Genomic DNA, 17,297 nt, shown 5'->3' on the forward strand with positions numbered 1-17,297 from the left:
CCCACCTGGGGAAGCTGGATGAGCTAAAAGTGCATAATCCCTTGGCTTTCGCCCGCTGCTATCAGGTGCTAAGAGGCGGCGGATATTCCCGTGGCGCAACAAATGCGCCGTTCCCAAGAGGCTTCTCCGATCATGGCAAAAATCAAGGTATCCAATCCCGTCGTCGAGCTCGATGGCGACGAGATGACCCGGATCATCTGGCAGTACATCAAGGACAAGTTGATCAACCCGTTCCTGGATGTCGAGCTGCTCTATTTCGACCTGGGCATGGAGTACCGCGACCACACCAACGATCAGGTCACGATCGACGCCGCCGAGGCGATCAAGAAGGTCGGTGTCGGCGTCAAGTGCGCCACCATCACCCCCGATGAAGCCCGGGTGAAGGAGTTCAATCTCAAGCAGATGTGGAAGTCGCCGAACGGCACCATCCGCAACATCCTCGGCGGCGTGATCTTCCGCGAGCCGATCATCTGCAAGAACGTGCCGCGCCTGGTTCCCGGCTGGACCAAGCCGATCATCATCGGCCGCCACGCCTATGGCGACCAGTACCGCGCCACCGACATCAAGTTCCCGGGCAAGGGTACCCTCTCGTTGAAGTTCGTCGGCGAGGACGGCACCGTGATCGAGAAGGAAGTGTTCAAGGCCCCCGGCGCCGGCGTCGCCATGGAGATGTACAATCTCGACGACTCCATCATCGACTTCGCCCGCGCCTCCTTCAACTACGGCCTGCTCCGCAATTACCCGGTTTACCTGTCGACCAAGAACACCATCCTCAAGGTCTACGACGGGCGCTTCAAGGACATCTTCCAGGACATCTTCGACCGCGAGTTCAAGAAGGAATTCGACGCCAAGGGCCTCACTTACGAGCACCGCCTGATCGACGACATGGTCGCCTCGGCGCTGAAATGGTCCGGCGGCTATGTCTGGGCCTGTAAGAACTACGACGGCGACGTGCAGTCCGACACGGTCGCGCAGGGCTACGGCTCGCTCGGCCTGATGACCTCGGTGCTGCTCACCCCCGACGGCAAGACTGTGGAGGCCGAAGCCGCCCACGGCACGGTGACCCGCCATTACCGCGAGCACCAGAAGGGCAAGGAGACTTCGACCAACTCGATCGCCTCGATCTTCGCCTGGACCCGTGGCCTCGCCCACCGCGCCAAGCTCGACAACAACCCCGAGCTTGCCAAGTTCGCGGCCACGCTGGAGAAGGTCTGCGTCGACACCGTCGAGGCCGGTTACATGACCAAGGACCTCGCGCTCCTGGTCGGCGCCGACCAGCGCTGGCTCTCGACCACCGGCTTCCTCGATAAGGTCGCCGAGAACCTGACCAAGGCGCTGGCGGCGTAAGCCGCCTGCACGCTGTCATTGCGAGCGAAGCGAAGCAATCCAGGATCCCTCCGGGGAAACAGTCTGGATTGCTCACATGGGGATTTGGTGTGTCAAGGCGGTTTGTTCAGCTCTTTGTTCGATTGCAGGCCAGCTCTTCGTCCCGACCGTGGAGCACGTAGGATGGCGCGCGCAGATCGAGTCAAGGTCGGCCCGTAGGGCCGTCGCGAAGCGACTTGGCCTTGACTCGAGCGAGCACGCCATCAGGCTTTGGCAGTCGGGGCAGCGGGCGGATAACTCCTTTTCGTCAGGCGATCCAAGGGTCGAGCCGGTTTTTGCAATCTGGTTTGCTTGCCAGATCAAACTCACATTCGGTCGCCGCGCGGCGGCGGCTGCACCAACATTCCGCTTGCGGCGGGCAGGCTCGAGAGGACGAGACCATTCTTCGTTACGGCGTTTGAAGCCATGCAATCCATCGGTTCGTCCACCCGGATCGGCCGAGGCTGATCAATCTCGGCGGATTGGCTTTGAGGCTGAGGAGCGTGGTGTCAGGCGGCGGCCTTTATCTCGGCTCCCTCGATCACCACGCCCGCGGTCACGTACTTCCAGAGGGCCACGAGCAGCTTGCGCGCGAGCGCCACGATCGCGCGCTTGCGGCCGCGTTGGCTGTGCACCTTGAACCACTGGGTCAAAGCCGATTGAGGCTGGTGGCGTACCCAGAGCCAGGCGAGCTGGATCATCGTGGTTCTCAGGCGCGGATTGCCAGCCTTCGACACGCCTTGCTCGCGCTCGATGCCGCCACTGCGCCATGGCGTGGCTGCAAGGCCGGCATAGGATGCAATCTGGCGGCGGTTGGCGAACTGCCGGTAAAAGGCCTCCGACCAGAGAACGGCCGTGAAGTTCGGGCCCAGGCTCTTCAGTTCGAGCAGCATTGCCACCGGGTTCGATACGGTCTTCTCCCCGCCGCCTTGCTCGCGGCCAGCAACGCATCCTGCTCGCGCTCCACCGCCGTGATCTGGTCGAGCAGCAGTTCGAGCCGGTCGAGTTCGCGGCTGATCTGCGCCTTCAGATGCGCCAGCAAGGCGCGCCCGTCGCCCGTCCGCAAGGCCTCCAGCCGCTTCCGCCGGTCTCGCCGCAGCGGCGCGTAGTCGAAGATCCCTTGCGCGAACAGAAGACCCTTGATCCGGTTCACATGCTCGATCCGCTCCGCGATCAAGGTCTCTCGCTCGCGGCACAGCCTACGGCGGTCCTCCTCTGCCGGAGAGGGCGCAACGACCATGGCGCAGACCCGTACCTCGCCGCGCTTGTAGGCCAGCAGCGTCCGCAACAGCGTCTCGCCATCCAGCCGGTCCGTCTTGGCCCGCCGGCGCCGGCGCGGCGTCGCAATCGAGGCCGGATCGACTACGTGGCTCTCGATGCCTTCCTGCTGCAGGGCGCGGTGAAGCCAGAACCCGTCCAGCCCCGCCTCCTGGATCGCGATGATCGGATAGCTCTCACCCGTTCGCGCCTGCGCCTTGCGCTTCAGCTCCGCAAACAGCTTCAACAGTTCCGAAAGGTCGCCGGCCTTCATGCTGCGTTTGGACATCTTCTCGCCCTTGCAGGGCGACAGCGAAGTGACCAGCCATGTCGAACGGCTTAGTTCCAATGACACAAAAATTGCGCCAAACTGCGTGCGGATAGCGGCCAGTCCGTCGGAAGGATGATCGAGCAACATCGTCGTCTCCAGGTTGAATGGATTCAGCAACCCTCAGTCTGGCCTCAGACCTGGTCGCTATCCACTCCCCATGGAATCTTCGTCGCTTCAGCGACAAGATTGCCTTGCAATCTTGTCGCGCGCTCCTCGCAATGACGGACGCTGGCGAGCATCGCCGTTCTCAGCTGATAGGAATGCAGCGAAGCTATTCGCTGCGTCCCCCGCCTTCCTTCTCCGCCTGCGCCAGCTCGGCGAGCGCGAGATCGCCGCTGTCGGCGAGCCTTGCCTTGGCAGTGGTGTGGACGTGGGCGGCAAGCGTCGGCATGCGCGCGATCAGGGCGTGAAAATCCTGGGCATCGAGCACCAGCAGGCGCGTCTTGCGCGTCGCCGTCACCGTGCCGCTGCGTTTGGTTTTGTGCAGCAGCGCGATCTCGCCGAAGAAGGTGCCGTCGGATAGCCGCACATGCTGGCTCGGCAGCGCGATCTCGACCTCGCCGGCGGTAATGAAATACATCGACGACGCCGGATCGCCCCGTCGCACCAGAATCTCGCCCTGCTCGATGGTGCGCGCCCGCAAGAGCCGCATGATGTCGGCGATCTCCGCGGCCGCCAGATGCGAGAACAGCGGCACCCGCGCCAGCATGCCCCAGGTGACGACGAAATCGCGCCGCTTCACCTCTTCCGCGAATGCGGTCGAGATGATCGCGACCGGCAGCGCGATCATGGCGAAGCCCGAGATGATGGCGAAGGTGGAGATGAACTTGCCGAGCGGCGTCAGCGGCACGACGTCACCGTAGCCGACGGTGCCGAGCGTTACGATCGCCCACCACATCGCCTGCGGGATGGTGCCGAGCTTGTCCGGCTGCACGTCGCGCTCGATGGCATAGAGCAGCGAGGCGAAAGTCAGCACCGCGCCGATCAGGATGACGATGCAGCCGATCAGCGCCCGCCGCTCGGCATGCACCGCGGCGAGCAGCGAGCGCATCGCCGGCGAATAACGGATCAGCTTGAAGAACGGCAGCACGCCGAGGGCTGCCAGCGTCGCGTGCCGGCCGGTCGCGAGCACGATTGCCGCTGGCAGGAACGCCATGAGATCGATGATGCCGAGCGCAGAAAAGGCATAGCCTAGGCGGTCGGACAGCGCCGATCCTCTGCCTTGGGTATGCCCCGCCACCGTCCACAGCCGCGCCGCATATTCCAGCGCGAACACGAGCACGGACAGGATGGAGATGCCTGCGAACAGCGCGCCAAACCGGGCGTCGAGCTCCGGCGCCGAGGCGAGGATCATCGCGGCTACATTGAGCACGACGACGCCGATGATCAGCTGGATGAAGCGCGACCCGACCGAATAGGCCAGCGGATCGTGCTCCAGCAATTCGTAGAGGCGATCCCGTAAGTTCGGATCGCGAAGCCCACGTCCTCGCGGAACGGTGGACATGGGGCTTTAAGCGCCCGCCATCGCTTTTTCGATCGCCGACAGCGCCGCGGCCGCCTTGGCCCCATCGGGGCCGCCGGCCTGGGCCATGTCGGGCCGGCCACCGCCGCCCTTGCCGCCGAGCGCTTCGGACGCGATGCGCACGAGGTTCACGGCGTTGAAGCGCGCGGTGAGGTCTTGCGTGACGCCGACCACGACACCGGCCTTGCCGTCCTCGGTGACGCCGACGATGGCGACGACCCCCGAGCCGAGCTGCTTCTTGCCGTCATCGGCAAGGCTCTTGAGATCCTTCATCTCGAGGCCCTCGACGGCGCGCGCCATCAGCTTGACGTCGCCGACCTCGCGCACGCTCGCGGCAGCGCCATTGCTGCCGGCGGCAGCGCCACCGCCCATCGCCAGCTTCTTGCGGGCGTCGGAGAGCTCGCGCTCCAGCTTCTTGCGCTCCTCCATCAGCGCGGCGATGCGCGCCGGCACGTCGTCGAGGGAGGTGCGCAGCTCGTTCGCCGCGGTCTTCGCCAGCGCCATGGTCTCGTTGGCGTGCCTGCGCGCATAATTGCCGGTCAGCGCCTCGATGCGGCGCACGCCGGAGGCGACCGCGCTCTCGCTGGTCAGCGTGATCAGGCCGATGTCGCCGGTGCGCCTCACATGAGTGCCGCCGCAGAGCTCGACCGACCAGCCGAGGGCGTTGGCGCCGCGCTCGCGCGCGGTCTTGCCCATCGAGACGACGCGGACCTCGTCACCATACTTTTCGCCGAACAGCGCGCGCGCTCCCGCCTCCCGCGCCTCGTCGACGCCCATCACGCGAGTGGTGACCTCGTCGTTCTCCAGCACCACGTCATTGGCGATATCCTCGACCCGAGCGAGCTCCTCGGCCGTGATCGGCTTCGGATGCACGAAGTCGAAGCGCAGCCGGTCGGGTGCGACCAGCGAGCCGCGCTGGGCGATGTGGTCGCCGAGCACCTGGCGCAGCGCCTCGTGGATCAGATGCGTCGCCGAGTGATGCGCGCGGATCGAGGAGCGGCGCGAATGATCGACCTCGAGCTGCAGCGCAGCGCCGAGCTTCAGCTCTCCACTCTCGACCGCGCCGATGTGAACGAAGAGATCGCCGAGCTTCTTCTGCGTGTCGATGACGCGGAATTTGAGGCCGCCCTCGCCCGTCAGCACGCCGGTGTCGCCGACCTGACCACCGGACTCCGCATAGAACGGCGTCTGGTTGAGCACGATCGAACCCGTCTCGCCGGCTTTGATGCTGGCAACTTCCTGGCCGTCCTTGACCAGGGCGGAGACGACGCCCTCGGCGCTCTCGGTCTCGTAGCCCAGAAATTCGGTGGCGCCGAGCTTCTCACGCAGCGGGAACCAGATTGCCTCGGAAGCCGCTTCACCAGACCCCTTCCAGGACTCGCGCGCCTTGGCCTTCTGGCGCTCCATGGCGTCGTTGAACGAAGCCTGGTCGACGCCGATGCCGCGCGACTTCAGCGCGTCCTGCGTCAGATCGAGCGGGAAGCCATAGGTGTCGTACAGCGTGAAGGCGACGTCGCCGTCGAACATGTCGCCCTTTTTCAGACCTGCGCTCTTCTCGTCGAGGATGGCCAAGCCGCGCGACAGCGTCTTGCGGAAGCGCGTCTCTTCCAGCCGCAGCGTTTCCTCGATCAGCTTCTCCGCGCGCATCAGCTCGGGGTAAGCCTGGCCCATCTCGCGCACCAGCGCCCAGACCAGCCGGTGCATCAAGGGCTCTTTCGCACCCAGCAGCTGCGCATGGCGCATCGCACGCCGCATGATCCGGCGCAGCACGTAGCCTCGGCCCTCGTTCGAAGGCAGCACGCCGTCGGAGACGAGGAAGGCCGAGGAGCGCAAGTGGTCGGCGATGACGCGGAACGAGGCCGCATTCTGCTCGGTCGGTCCGCTGCCCAGCGCGGACGCGGTCGCGTCGATCAGGTTACGGAACAGGTCGGTCTCGAACACGCTCTCGACGCCCTGGAGGATGCAGGCCATGCGCTCCAGGCCCATGCCGGTGTCGATCGACGGACGCGGCAGATCCACGCGTTCCTCCTTCGTCACCTGCTCGTATTGCATGAACACGAGATTCCAGAATTCGAGGAAGCGATCGCCGTCCTCCTCCGGCGAGCCCGGAGGCCCGCCCCAGATGTGCTCGCCGCGGTCGATGAAGATCTCCGAGCAAGGGCCGCACGGCCCGGTGTCGCCCATCGCCCAGAAATTGTCCGAAGTCGGGATACGGATGATGCGGTCGTCGGCGAAGCCCGCGATCTTCTTCCACAGGCCCGCCGCCTCATCGTCGGTGTGATAGACCGTGACGAGCAGCTTGTCCTTCTTCAGCCCGAACTCGGAGGTGATCAGCTTCCAGGCGAGCTCGATCGCGCGCTCCTTGAAATAGTCGCCGAACGAGAAATTGCCGAGCATCTCGAAGAAGGTGAGATGGCGCGCGGTGTAGCCGACATTGTCGAGGTCGTTGTGCTTGCCGCCGGCGCGCACGCATTTCTGCGAGGTGGTGGCGCGCTGATAGGGGCGCTTCTCGACGCCGGTGAAGACGTTCTTGAACTGCACCATGCCGGCATTGGTGAACATCAAGGTCGGGTCGTTGCGCGGCACGAGTGGCGAGGACGGCACGACCTCGTGGCCGTTCTCGGCAAAGAAGTTCAGAAAGGTCGACCTGATCTCGTTGACGCCGCTCATGTTCATCCAATCGGGTATGCTTGGGTCCGCTGCCGCCGTCCAAACCGGAAATTAAGGCTGATATCTGCGGGCCAAAGCGCTTTTAGACAAGGCCAGCTTCGCTGTCCAGAAACTGTGCAAGGAGATCAGAGGGTTGCCGCAGGCGCGCAATCCCGTTGAAAGGCACAGAAGTCGCGTTGACAGGCTTGGCCGGCCTGTGGTCTCTACCCATCTGTATCGTACGGCCACGTCGGGAGAGACCGGCACTGGTGCCGGCGCCGAAGGAGCAACCGCCCCGGAAACTCTCAGGCAAAAGGACCGCGTGGCTTTGACAGCATCTGGAAAGAGGCGCCGACGGGCATAAGACCCGGACTGCGTCCGCCGACGGGATAATACTCTCAGGCACAGCGACAGATGGGGCTTCGACCGGTGTCCATCGGGGAATCCTCCCCGGGAACCGCCGAGGGCCCCTTAGATGCTAGCGAATAACCAAGACTCCCTGAAACGTACACCCCTCCACAGCCTCCATGTGTCCCTGGGCGGCAAGATGGTGCCGTTCGCGGGCTATGACATGCCCGTGCAGTACCCCGCGGGCGTCCTGAAGGAGCACCTTCATACCCGGGCCTCCGCCGGCCTGTTCGACGTCTCCCATATGGGCCAGATCGCGCTCCGGCCGAAGTCGGGCAAGCTCGAGGACGCCGCCCGCGCGCTGGAGCGGCTGGTGCCGCAGGATATCGTGGCTATCGCCGCGGGGCGGCAGCGCTATGCCCAGTTCACCAATGACGATGGCGGCATTCTCGACGATCTGATGGTCGCCAATTTCGGCGATCACCTGTTCCTGGTCGTCAACGCCGCCTGCAAGGACGCGGACGAGGCGCATATGCGCGCGCATCTCGCGGACGACTGCATCATCGATTCGCTGGAAGGCCGCGCGCTGATTGCGCTGCAGGGCCCGAAGGCGGAAACGGTGCTGGCGAAATTCTGTGCAGAGGCCCCGGCGATGAAGTTCATGGACGCCGGTCCGCATGAGGTTGCCGGCATCAAGTGCTTCGTCTCGCGTTCCGGCTACACCGGCGAGGACGGTTTTGAGATCTCGGTGCCCGCCGCCGATGCCGAACACCTCGCCAAGATGCTGCTGGACAATCCGGACGTGCTGCCGATCGGCCTGGGCGCCCGCGACAGCCTGCGGCTGGAAGCCGGGCTCTGCCTGTACGGCCACGACATCGACACCACGACGACGCCGGTCGAGGCCGCGCTGGAATGGTCGGTGCAGAAGAGCCGCCGCAGCGGCGGGATGCGCGCCGGCGGTTTTCCCGGCGCAGAGAAGATCCTCGCCCATTTCGATGGCGGCGCGTCCCGCCGCCGCGTCGGACTGCTCGCCCTGGGCCGCGCCCCGGTGCGCGAGGGCGCGCTGCTGTTTGCGGATAGCGCGGGCGGCGAGCCCATCGGACAAGTCACCTCGGGCGGTTTCGGCCCGAGCCTGAGCGCGCCGGTCGCGATGGGCTACGTGCCTGCGAGCCTCGCCGCGCTCGGCACAAAACTCTTCGCCGAGGTGCGCGGCCAGCTTCTGCCGCTCACCGTCGCCGCCATGCCCTTCGTGAAAAACACCTACAAACGCTGAGGACGAGACAATGACCACGACGCTGTACACTTCCGACCACGAATGGCTCGCCATCGACGGCGATACCGCCACGGTCGGCATCACCGATTACGCGCAGCAGCAGCTCGGCGACGTCGTGTTCGTCGAACTGCCCAAGGTCGGCCGCGCGCTGAAGAAGGCCGAAGCCGCCGCCGTCGTGGAATCGGTGAAGGCCGCCTCCGACGTCTACGCACCTGTTACCGGCGAAGTGCTCGAGACCAACGAGGCGCTGGCCGCCGAACCGGCGCTGGTGAACTCGGACGCGCAAGGCGCGGCCTGGTTCTTCAAGATCAGGATCGCCGACAAAAGCGAGCTCGGCGGCCTCATGGATGAAGCCGCCTACAAGGCGCATACGGCGTGAGATGACGAGAACTCTAACCTCATTCTCAGTGTCATCACCCGCGAAGGCGGGTGATCCAGTACGCCGCGGCCCATCGGCCCTAGCCGAAACGCCTGCGTTTACTGGATGCCCCGCCTTCGCGGGGCATGACAGCAACTCCTAGCGAGGACCCATGATGACCGCGCACCGCAAATCCAATGGCGACACCGCCGCCAGTTTCGTTCGCCGCCACATCGGCCCCTCAGTGCGCGATGTCACCGCAATGCTCGAAACGCTCGGCGCCAAGAGCGTCGATGCGCTGATGGCGGAGACGCTGCCGGCCTCGATCCGGCAGGCATCGCCGCTCGATCTCGGCAAGGCGCTCAGCGAAACCGAGGCGATCGCGCATATGGCCGAGCTCGCAGCCCAGAACCAGGTCTTCACCTCGCTGATCGGCCAGGGCTATTCCGGCACCATCCTGCCTGCGGTGATCCAGCGCAACATCCTGGAGAACCCGGCCTGGTACACGGCCTATACGCCCTACCAGCCCGAGATCAGCCAGGGCCGGCTGGAGGCGCTGTTCAACTTCCAGACCATGATCTGCGACCTCACCGGGCTCGACGTCGCCAACGCCTCGCTGCTCGATGAAGCGACCGCGGCGGCCGAGGCGATGGCGCTGGCCGAGCGGCACTCGCAGGTGAAGGCAAAAGCTTTCTTCGTCGACAAGGACGTGCATCCGCAGACGCTGGCGGTGATGCGCACCCGCGCCGAGCCGCTCGGCTGGAATCTGGTGGTCGGTGATCCCCTCACCGATCTCGACAAATCAGACGTGCTCGGCGCGCTGCTGCAATATCCGGGTTCTTCCGGCGCGTTGCGCGACCTCAGGCCCGCGATCGCGTCGTTGAAGGCCAGGGGCGCGCTCGCGATCGTTGCCGCCGACCTGCTGGCACTGACGCTGCTCGCCTCGCCCGGCGAGCTCGGTGCCGACATCGCGATCGGCTCTGCCCAGCGCTTTGGCGTGCCGATGGGTTATGGCGGGCCGCACGCGGCCTATATGGCGGTGCGCGATGCGCTGAAGCGCTCGCTGCCCGGCCGTATCGTCGGCCTCTCCGTGGATTCGCGCGGGGCACCTGCCTATCGTCTCGCGCTGCAGACCCGCGAGCAGCACATCCGCCGCGAGAAGGCGACTTCCAACATCTGCACCGCGCAGGTGCTGCTGGCCGTCATCGCTTCGATGTATGCGGTCTATCACGGCCCCGAAGGCTTGATGCAGATCGCACGCAACGTGCATCGCCGCACCGCCGTGCTCGCGGCCGGCCTGCGCAAGCTCGGCTTCGCGCCGCAATCCGACAGCTTCTTCGATACGGTGACGGTCGATGCCGGCGGCAAGCGCGACGAGATCATCGCGCGCGCGACCGCTGAGAAGATCAATCTCGGCCTCGGCCATGGCACCTTGCGCATCGCCCTCGACGAGACCACGACGCCCGCGACCGTGGAAGCAGTCTGGCGCGCTTTCGGCGGCACGCTCGCCTATGCCGAGATCGATGCAGCGACACGCGAGGCGCTGCCGGACGGCTTGAAGCGCACGACCGCGTTCCTCACCCATCCCGTCTTCCACGCGCATCGCTCGGAGACCGAGATGCTGCGCTACATGCGCAAGCTCAGTGACCGCGACCTCGCGCTCGACCGCGCCATGATCCCGCTCGGATCCTGCACCATGAAGCTGAACGCGACCACCGAGATGATGCCGCTGACCTGGCCTGAATTCGGCAGCCTGCATCCGTTCGTCCCGCGCGAGCAGGCGGCCGGCTATCACGCGCTGTTCGCGCGGCTGGAAAAATGGCTGTGCGACATCACCGGCTACGACGCGATCTCGCTGCAGCCGAATTCGGGCGCGCAGGGCGAATATGCCGGCCTGCTCGCGATCCGCGCCTATCACGCGGCGCGCGGGGAAAGCCACCGCAAGATCTGTCTGATCCCCTCCTCCGCTCACGGCACCAATCCCGCCTCGGCCGCGATGGTCGGCATGGAGGTGGTGGTGGTCGCCTGCGAGAAGAACGGTGACGTCGACGTCAATGACCTCCGCGCCAAGGCGGAGAAGCATTCCAACGATCTCGCCGCTGTGATGATCACCTATCCCTCGACGCATGGCGTGTTCGAGGAGCATATCCGCGAGATCTGCGACATCGTGCACGGCCATGGCGGCCAGGTATATCTCGATGGCGCCAATCTCAATGCGCAGGTCGGCCTGTCGCGGCCCGGCGATTACGGCGCCGATGTCAGCCATCTCAACCTGCACAAGACCTTCTGCATCCCGCATGGCGGCGGTGGCCCCGGCATGGGCCCGATCGGCGTCAAGGCGCATCTCGCCCCGTTCCTGCCCGGCCACCCGGCAACGAACGGCGCCGCCCCGGTCGGTCCGGTCTCGGCTGCGCCGTTCGGCTCGGCCTCGATCCTCACCATCTCCTATATCTACATCCTGATGATGGGCGGCGAAGGGCTGAAACGCGCCACCGAGATCGCGATCCTCAACGCCAATTACATCGCAGCGTGCCTCGATCCGCATTTCGCGGTGCTCTACAAGAATGCGAGGGGCCGCGTCGCGCATGAGTGCATCGTGGATCCGCGTCCGCTGAAGACGACGTCTGGTGTTACGGTGGACGACATCGCAAAGCGCCTGATCGATTACGGCTTCCACGCCCCGACCATGAGCTTCCCGGTGCCGGGCACGCTGATGATCGAGCCGACCGAGTCGGAATCCAAGGCCGAGCTCGACCGCTTTTGCGATGCCATGATCGCGATCCGGAAAGAAATCGCCGAGGTCGAGGCCGGCCGCTTCAAAATCGAGGCTTCGCCCTTGCGCCACGCCCCGCACACCGTGCACGACATCGCCGACGACGATTGGAAGCGTGCCTATACCCGCAGCGAAGGCTGCTTCCCGGATGGCATCTCGCGCACCGACAAATATTGGTGCCCCGTGGGCCGCGTCGACAACGTCTACGGCGATCGTAACCTGGTGTGCTCCTGCCCGCCGGTGAGCGACTACGCGGAAGCTGCGGAGTAGGACGCGACGGCGGTCTCGTAGCAACCATTAGATTCGCCCGATCGCTGAGGGTAGCATGACGCCGTGCTTGCGGCCGTCAAGGCGTGGCCTGGCGGCAGCGGAGATGGAGTTGAGGCCAGGGCGACGGCCAGCCTTTGACGGCCGCGGCGCGCGGCGTCTTTGTGACGGCAGGTCGGGACGAAGAAACGGTGCTTCGGCCGAACAAAGAAACGCCATCAGGTAGCCGGAGCCCTCGCGATCTCGGGCGGTTTTGTCTGCCAAGGCGTGCCGCGGGCGACCACTGTGTTGGCGAAGATTAATAGCTTTCTGGCGCAAGCGATCAATGCGCGCTTGTGTTCCTTGCCTGCTCCCATCAGCCTTCCATAGAGCGTGATGAGCTGCGGATTCCAGCGAAATGACGCCGGCAGCGCCGCAGTAAAGAGCGCACGTCGCAGCCGTTCACGCCCGCCGGCGATGTGACGAACGCCGGTGCGATCGCCGCTGTCGTCATCGTAAGGGGCAATGCCAGCCAGCGCGGCCGCTTGCTCGCGCGTGATCTGACCGATCTCGGGCATCCGCACCAGAATGACCATGGCGGTCTTTAGCCCGATACCATCGATGCTGTTGATCAAGTCGAGCCGCTCGGCAAGATCGCGATGCTCACGGATTGCGGCGGCCAGTGCCTTCAGTTCGACCTTCTCGCGCTTGGCCAGGCGAGCGATATCCTCCTTCCACAGCTTCTGGAGCCGCATATTGCGGCAGCTCTCGATCCGGTTCTTCAGCCGAGCAATGTCCTCGGTGATCTGGTCGATCATCGTCAGGTGCTCGGCAAATGGCAGCAAGCGGGGATCCGGAGCTGCGTGGATCTTCTTGACCGCGGCGGTGCAGGCCGCAATCAGCGCGGCATCGATCTTGTCGTTCTTGGCGCGCTGCAGCTGGAACACGGCATAAGCGCGCACCTGGGCCGGCTGAAATACGACGACCACAAACCGCTGGCGCCGCAACTCGGCGACGACAGCCTGCTCATAGCCGCCGCTCGCCTCGATCCCGACCCGTTTGACCTTGTGGCGCTGCAACCATTCCACCAGCACTTTATAGCCATCCGGCGTGTTATCGGCCTGAAGCCGCTCCAAACTGCCATCAAGTGCCACATCGAGCTTACGTTTACCGGTATCGATCCCGGCACAGATCGTGATACGCTTGGCCATCTTCGTCGACCCTCCCTTGTGTGTGCGAACCTAAAGTTCGTTCAACCATCCGGGTCCCGATGAAGTACCGATCGCGATCCTGCTACGAAAGGCAGCCCTCAAGGCTTCGGTGGGCATCGATCCGATCGATCGGCAGCCCAGCTCGGGCGGCCACCCGAGCTGGGCCATTCCTCACGGAACGAGGCCATTCTAGTCCGGTGCGCTAAAACAAGGGTGGGCAAAGCGCAAGCGTGCCCACCACCTTTCGCCGCGTTAGACGATGGTGGGCACGGCGCAAGTGCGCCTTTGCCTGCCCTACGGCATCGAATGCGCCGCTAGGGCGCAATCAACAATCGGCTTTCGCGATCCCATCGCCAGAGCTTTTCGTTGGTGAGCTCCGTCCCGCCCCACCAGCGATAGATTCGGTTGTGGCGCCACATATCGTCCTCGCGCGCAAAGATGGAGCGCCCGAGTTCAGTCAGCGTGACCTTCCACTCGCTCCTGCCGAAGTAACGATCCTCATTGTCGAACGCCGGATCGCCTAACATGACCGGCGGCGCCGAATACGCCCCCAGTTCCAGCAAGGCATCGCGCGCGTCGTTTTCGTCGAACACATCGCGCATCCACCACGCCTCGGTGACACGCCTTGGGTCCGTGTGCCCATCGTTCACGAAGTCCAGGATATCCATTTCGCTCGCACCTAGGCCCGTCACACTGTCCGGAAGCTCTTCAAGCAACGCGATGAGTGCCGGCCGAAGTCTCGGCAGGATCGTCAGATCCGTCATCAGAAGATCGAAACAGGGCTTTGGCGTTTCAGCCCGATAGGCTTGCCAGGCGCGGCTTGCCGTCACCAAATGGGTCTCGGTCACCTCGAAGGCCGGCAGCTTCCACTTTGCGACGGATTCTGGAGCATAGTGCGCAACATGATCGTCCGTGTGCACTAGGCTCAGCTTCGTCGTGATTTCTTTGTACGGGCGAAGTAGGTCCAGCAACCAGACCAGCACCAGCTGATCGTTAGGGCGAGAATCGACCCATATTTCAATTGAATCGAACTTGGCGCACAGCTCGAAGAAACCGATATCGCGCGTGCCGAAACCGTCGAGCGAACCACGACAGGAATCATCGAGCCAATGATCGCCGGAATTGCCGTGCTTTGCCGAACGGCGCTCCAGCCCCATCAAGAGCTGTTCCTCGGGAGGCAATTTCCTCCACACGAAGCGTAGATAGAATCCAAGCACGACATTCGCGAGGCGCGACTGGCGAAGCACGTCTTCGTCAAGATGGTTCGTGGATAAGATCAAATGGGACACGGACGCCTCTCAAAATTGATGCGCAATTCACGAAGACTGAGAGCCACGCGCACCCACCTTAGCGACGCGCGATCAACGAGCGAGTCTCAGGATCCCACCGCCAAAGCTTTTCGTTGGTGAGTTCCGTCCCACCCCACCAGCGATGGATCGGGTTGTGCTGGAGGAAATCCGCCTCTCCTGCCAGCACCGCATTCCCGAGATCCGTAAGTGACAGGCGGGATTGCTTGTACCGGGCGTGACGGACAGCATCGTTGTGCATGTCGAGCGTAAACGGCCCCTCCTCCAGCCCGGATACGGCCGGCACCGGACAGCGCGCGAGCCCGTCGAGCAGCGCGCCCACCTCCCAATAGTCGAAGACACGACGCTCGTTGCGCTTGTGATGTCCCGGAAAGACGTCGAAGGGCTGCAGGCCGCCCCCGGGCGATGAGCTGGAGTATCCGCAGCTCCGTGGCTCCAAGGCCCGAAGCCGGGCGCGGCAGCTCTTCGAGAAGAGCTGTCCTGTCAGGAGCAAGGTTAGGCAGCCAGCTCAAATTCGTGAGATTGCACCAGCTTTGCGGGGTCGGCGCACAATAGGCCCGCCATGCACGGCTGGCCGATTTGAGTTGGAGAGGTGTGATCCGGACGACCGGCGGGTAGGATTCCCTTCGCGGTGGGTCGACGTCCCCGACGCCCAAGAACAGAGCGCGGACGACAAAGGCGGGATTCGCATCGCGTCGGCGGCACCAATGATCGAGCAGCCAGAGCAGGATTAATTGGCCATTTGGCCCTGGTCCCCGCCAAAACTCAACCGAGTCGTATTCTCCCAGCAGTTCGATGAATCCTCGATCCTTCGCACCTCCTCGAGGCGCCAGGGCGGCGTATCGTCAAGCCAATGAAGCCCGTGCGACTGCGTCGTGCGTGGCGCGAAAAACGCATCAAGCTCCGCATCAGACGGCAATTGTCCCCAAACGAGCCGGCGCTCGATCGCGATCACGAGGCCGGCGATGCCGGCTCGTTGAATGGCGCCGGCGATGGACGAGTCTGTCGTGACAATGAGTCGTGTCATGACGCTGCCCTCTCCCCGATGGTCCTACTTTTTCCCCGGAAGAGAATCCCAGCGCAGCGTGAGAAGCGCGCCGAGCCCGGCGAGCGAACTGATTCCCAACAGAACGATTGCCATCAGCATCGAATATTTGCGCGTGCGCTTGGCGTGCCGCGTTTGAACAACAAGCATGACCTGCCCCATTTACTCATGAACTGACGCTAGCAAGCGTTGACCGAGCCTAGTGTTGGTCAACGTGACGATGCAACCTGAGAATGTATCGGGGACTAGAACTGCAAAACGAAACGGGCACCGAAGACGTCGGCAACTCAACGTCCTCAGCGCCCGCTCCTCGCGAAAAACTTTCGCGTTAGGTCCTACTCCTCCGCCGGCTCCTCGCCATCGGCGTCACGCTCCGGCGTACCGGCGAGAATCTGCTCGGCGATCAGGCCGGAGTTCTGGCGGATCGCGGTCTCGATCTTGGCGGTGATGTCGGGGTTGCCCTTCAAAAACGCCTTGGCGTTCTCGCGGCCCTGGCCGAGGCGCTGGCTGTCATAGGAGAACCAGGCGCCGGACTTCTCCACGATGCCGGCCTTGACGCCGAGATCGAGGATCTCGCCCATCTTGGAGACGCCCTCGCCGTACATGATGTCGAACTCGACCTGCTTGAACGGCGGCGCCAGCTTGTTCTTGACCACCTTGACGCGGGTGGTGTTGCCGACCACCTCGTCGCGCTCCTTGATCGCGCCGATGCGGCGGATGTCGAGACGGACGGAGGCGTAGAATTTCAGCGCATTGCCGCCGGTCGTGGTTTCCGGCGAGCCATACATCACGCCGATCTTCATGCGGATCTGGTTGATGAAGATCACCATGGTGTTGGACTTGTTGATGGAGGCCGTCAGCTTGCGCAGCGCCTGGCTCATCAGGCGGGCCTGCAGGCCCGGCAGCGCATCGCCCATCTCGCCCTCGAGCTCGGCCTTCGGCACCAGCGCCGCGACCGAATCGACCACCATCACGTCGACTGCGCCGGAGCGCACTAAGGTGTCGCAGATCTCCAGCGCCTGCTCACCGGTGTCGGGCTGCGAGATCAGGAGCTCGTCGATGTTGACGCCCAGCTTGCGGGCATAGACCGGATCGAGCGCGTGCTCGGCGTCGATGAAGGCGCAGATGCCGCCCTTCTTCTGAGCTTCCGCCACCGTATGCAGCGCCAGCGTGGTCTTGCCGGAAGATTCCGGCCCGTAGATCTCGACGATGCGCCCCTTGGGCAGGCCGCCGATACCGAGCGCGATATCGAGCCCGAGCGAGCCGGAGGACACCGCCTCGATGTCCATGGACCGGTCGTTCTTGCCGAGCTTCATCACCGAGCCCTTACCGAACTGGCGCTCGATCTGAGAGAGCGCGGCGGCCAGAGCTTTACTCTTGTCCATGGAAGATCCTTCGACGATACGCAGGGCAGTTGCGGACATTGGGTCGTGCTCCTTATGGCGAGGATTCGCTAGGGGGACAAACGATTGAGAGGCGGGCCGGCGATAAAAACAATGTACCCCATTTGTTCCAGGTTCGCAATATGTTCTTTTGCGATCTTGACTCGGAAACTCTGATGCTGCCTGCAAAACAGACGAGAATATTGAACGTCTTGCAAATCTGACGGATG

General features: G+C 64.0%; 12 protein-coding genes, 1 pseudogene and 1 riboswitch. Of the genes and pseudogenes, 4 read left to right on the top strand and 9 right to left on the bottom strand.

Annotated features, from left to right (window positions below; translation table 11 throughout):
• Positions 1-132: 132 nt before the first annotated feature.
• Positions 133-1,347: an NADP-dependent isocitrate dehydrogenase gene (locus P6U28_RS19620; RefSeq protein WP_122402470.1), complete on the top strand. Its 1,215-nt coding sequence runs from the start codon at positions 133-135 to the stop codon at positions 1,345-1,347.
• Positions 1,348-1,874: 527 nt separating this feature from the next.
• Here the strand turns inward: P6U28_RS19620 and P6U28_RS19625 are convergent.
• The 3 genes and pseudogenes from P6U28_RS19625 to alaS all read right to left on the bottom strand — a co-directional run bounded on the left by P6U28_RS19625 (position 1,875) and on the right by alaS (position 7,145).
• Positions 1,875-3,040 (bottom strand): annotated as a pseudogene (locus P6U28_RS19625) (IS110 family transposase).
• A gap of 184 nt (positions 3,041-3,224) precedes the next feature.
• Positions 3,225-4,457 (bottom strand): cyclic nucleotide-gated ion channel, encoded by a 1,233-nt coding sequence (locus P6U28_RS19630; protein ID WP_407123027.1) that lies wholly within the window; start codon positions 4,455-4,457, stop codon positions 3,225-3,227.
• A 6-nt stretch (positions 4,458-4,463) separates the two neighbouring features.
• Complete coding sequence (gene alaS / locus P6U28_RS19635; RefSeq protein ID WP_407123028.1) at positions 4,464-7,145, bottom strand: alanine--tRNA ligase; 2,682 nt, start codon at positions 7,143-7,145, stop codon at positions 4,464-4,466.
• A 220-nt stretch (positions 7,146-7,365) separates the two neighbouring features.
• Positions 7,366-7,454: riboswitch (glycine riboswitch) on the top strand.
• Between the two features lie 145 nt (positions 7,455-7,599).
• On the opposite strand from alaS, the gene gcvT reads away from it, so the two are divergent.
• From gcvT to gcvP, 3 genes are all read left to right on the top strand, one after another.
• The gene (gene gcvT / locus P6U28_RS19640) at positions 7,600-8,745 is read left to right on the top strand and encodes a glycine cleavage system aminomethyltransferase GcvT (RefSeq protein ID WP_407123029.1); all 1,146 of its coding nucleotides are present in this window, start codon (positions 7,600-7,602) and stop codon (positions 8,743-8,745) included.
• A 10-nt stretch (positions 8,746-8,755) separates the two neighbouring features.
• Positions 8,756-9,124 carry a glycine cleavage system protein GcvH gene (gcvH, locus tag P6U28_RS19645; RefSeq protein WP_122402466.1) on the top strand — a complete coding sequence of 123 codons (369 nt, stop codon included), beginning with the start codon at positions 8,756-8,758 and terminating at the stop codon, positions 9,122-9,124.
• Positions 9,125-9,278: 154 nt separating this feature from the next.
• Complete coding sequence (gene gcvP / locus P6U28_RS19650) at positions 9,279-12,146, top strand: aminomethyl-transferring glycine dehydrogenase (RefSeq protein ID WP_407123085.1); 2,868 nt, start codon at positions 9,279-9,281, stop codon at positions 12,144-12,146.
• A 215-nt stretch (positions 12,147-12,361) separates the two neighbouring features.
• Here the strand turns inward: gcvP and P6U28_RS19655 are convergent, their stop codons facing one another.
• From P6U28_RS19655 to recA, 6 genes are all read right to left on the bottom strand, one after another.
• Positions 12,362-13,333, bottom strand: coding sequence for an IS110 family transposase (locus P6U28_RS19655; RefSeq protein ID WP_122400484.1), 972 nt, complete (start codon positions 13,331-13,333; stop codon positions 12,362-12,364).
• A gap of 314 nt (positions 13,334-13,647) precedes the next feature.
• On the bottom strand, positions 13,648-14,622 hold the full coding sequence (locus tag P6U28_RS19660) for a hypothetical protein (protein WP_407123030.1): 975 nt from the start codon (positions 14,620-14,622) through the stop codon (positions 13,648-13,650).
• A 58-nt stretch (positions 14,623-14,680) separates the two neighbouring features.
• Positions 14,681-15,079, bottom strand: a complete 399-nt coding sequence (locus P6U28_RS19665; protein WP_407123031.1) for a hypothetical protein — start codon at positions 15,077-15,079, stop codon at positions 14,681-14,683.
• 291 nt (positions 15,080-15,370) lie between these two features.
• A complete protein-coding gene (locus P6U28_RS19670; RefSeq protein ID WP_407123032.1) occupies positions 15,371-15,667 on the bottom strand; it encodes a hypothetical protein in 297 nt (98 codons plus the stop codon).
• 24 nt (positions 15,668-15,691) lie between these two features.
• Positions 15,692-15,847, bottom strand: coding sequence for a hypothetical protein (locus P6U28_RS19675; protein WP_160118816.1), 156 nt, complete (start codon positions 15,845-15,847; stop codon positions 15,692-15,694).
• 173 nt (positions 15,848-16,020) lie between these two features.
• The gene (recA, locus tag P6U28_RS19680; RefSeq protein ID WP_122402464.1) at positions 16,021-17,109 is read right to left on the bottom strand and encodes a recombinase RecA; all 1,089 of its coding nucleotides are present in this window, start codon (positions 17,107-17,109) and stop codon (positions 16,021-16,023) included.
• Positions 17,110-17,297 lie beyond the last annotated feature (188 nt).

Source organism: Bradyrhizobium sp. STM 3561 (assembly GCF_045571455.1).
In the GTDB taxonomy this organism is placed as follows: domain Bacteria; phylum Pseudomonadota; class Alphaproteobacteria; order Rhizobiales; family Xanthobacteraceae; genus Bradyrhizobium; species Bradyrhizobium vignae.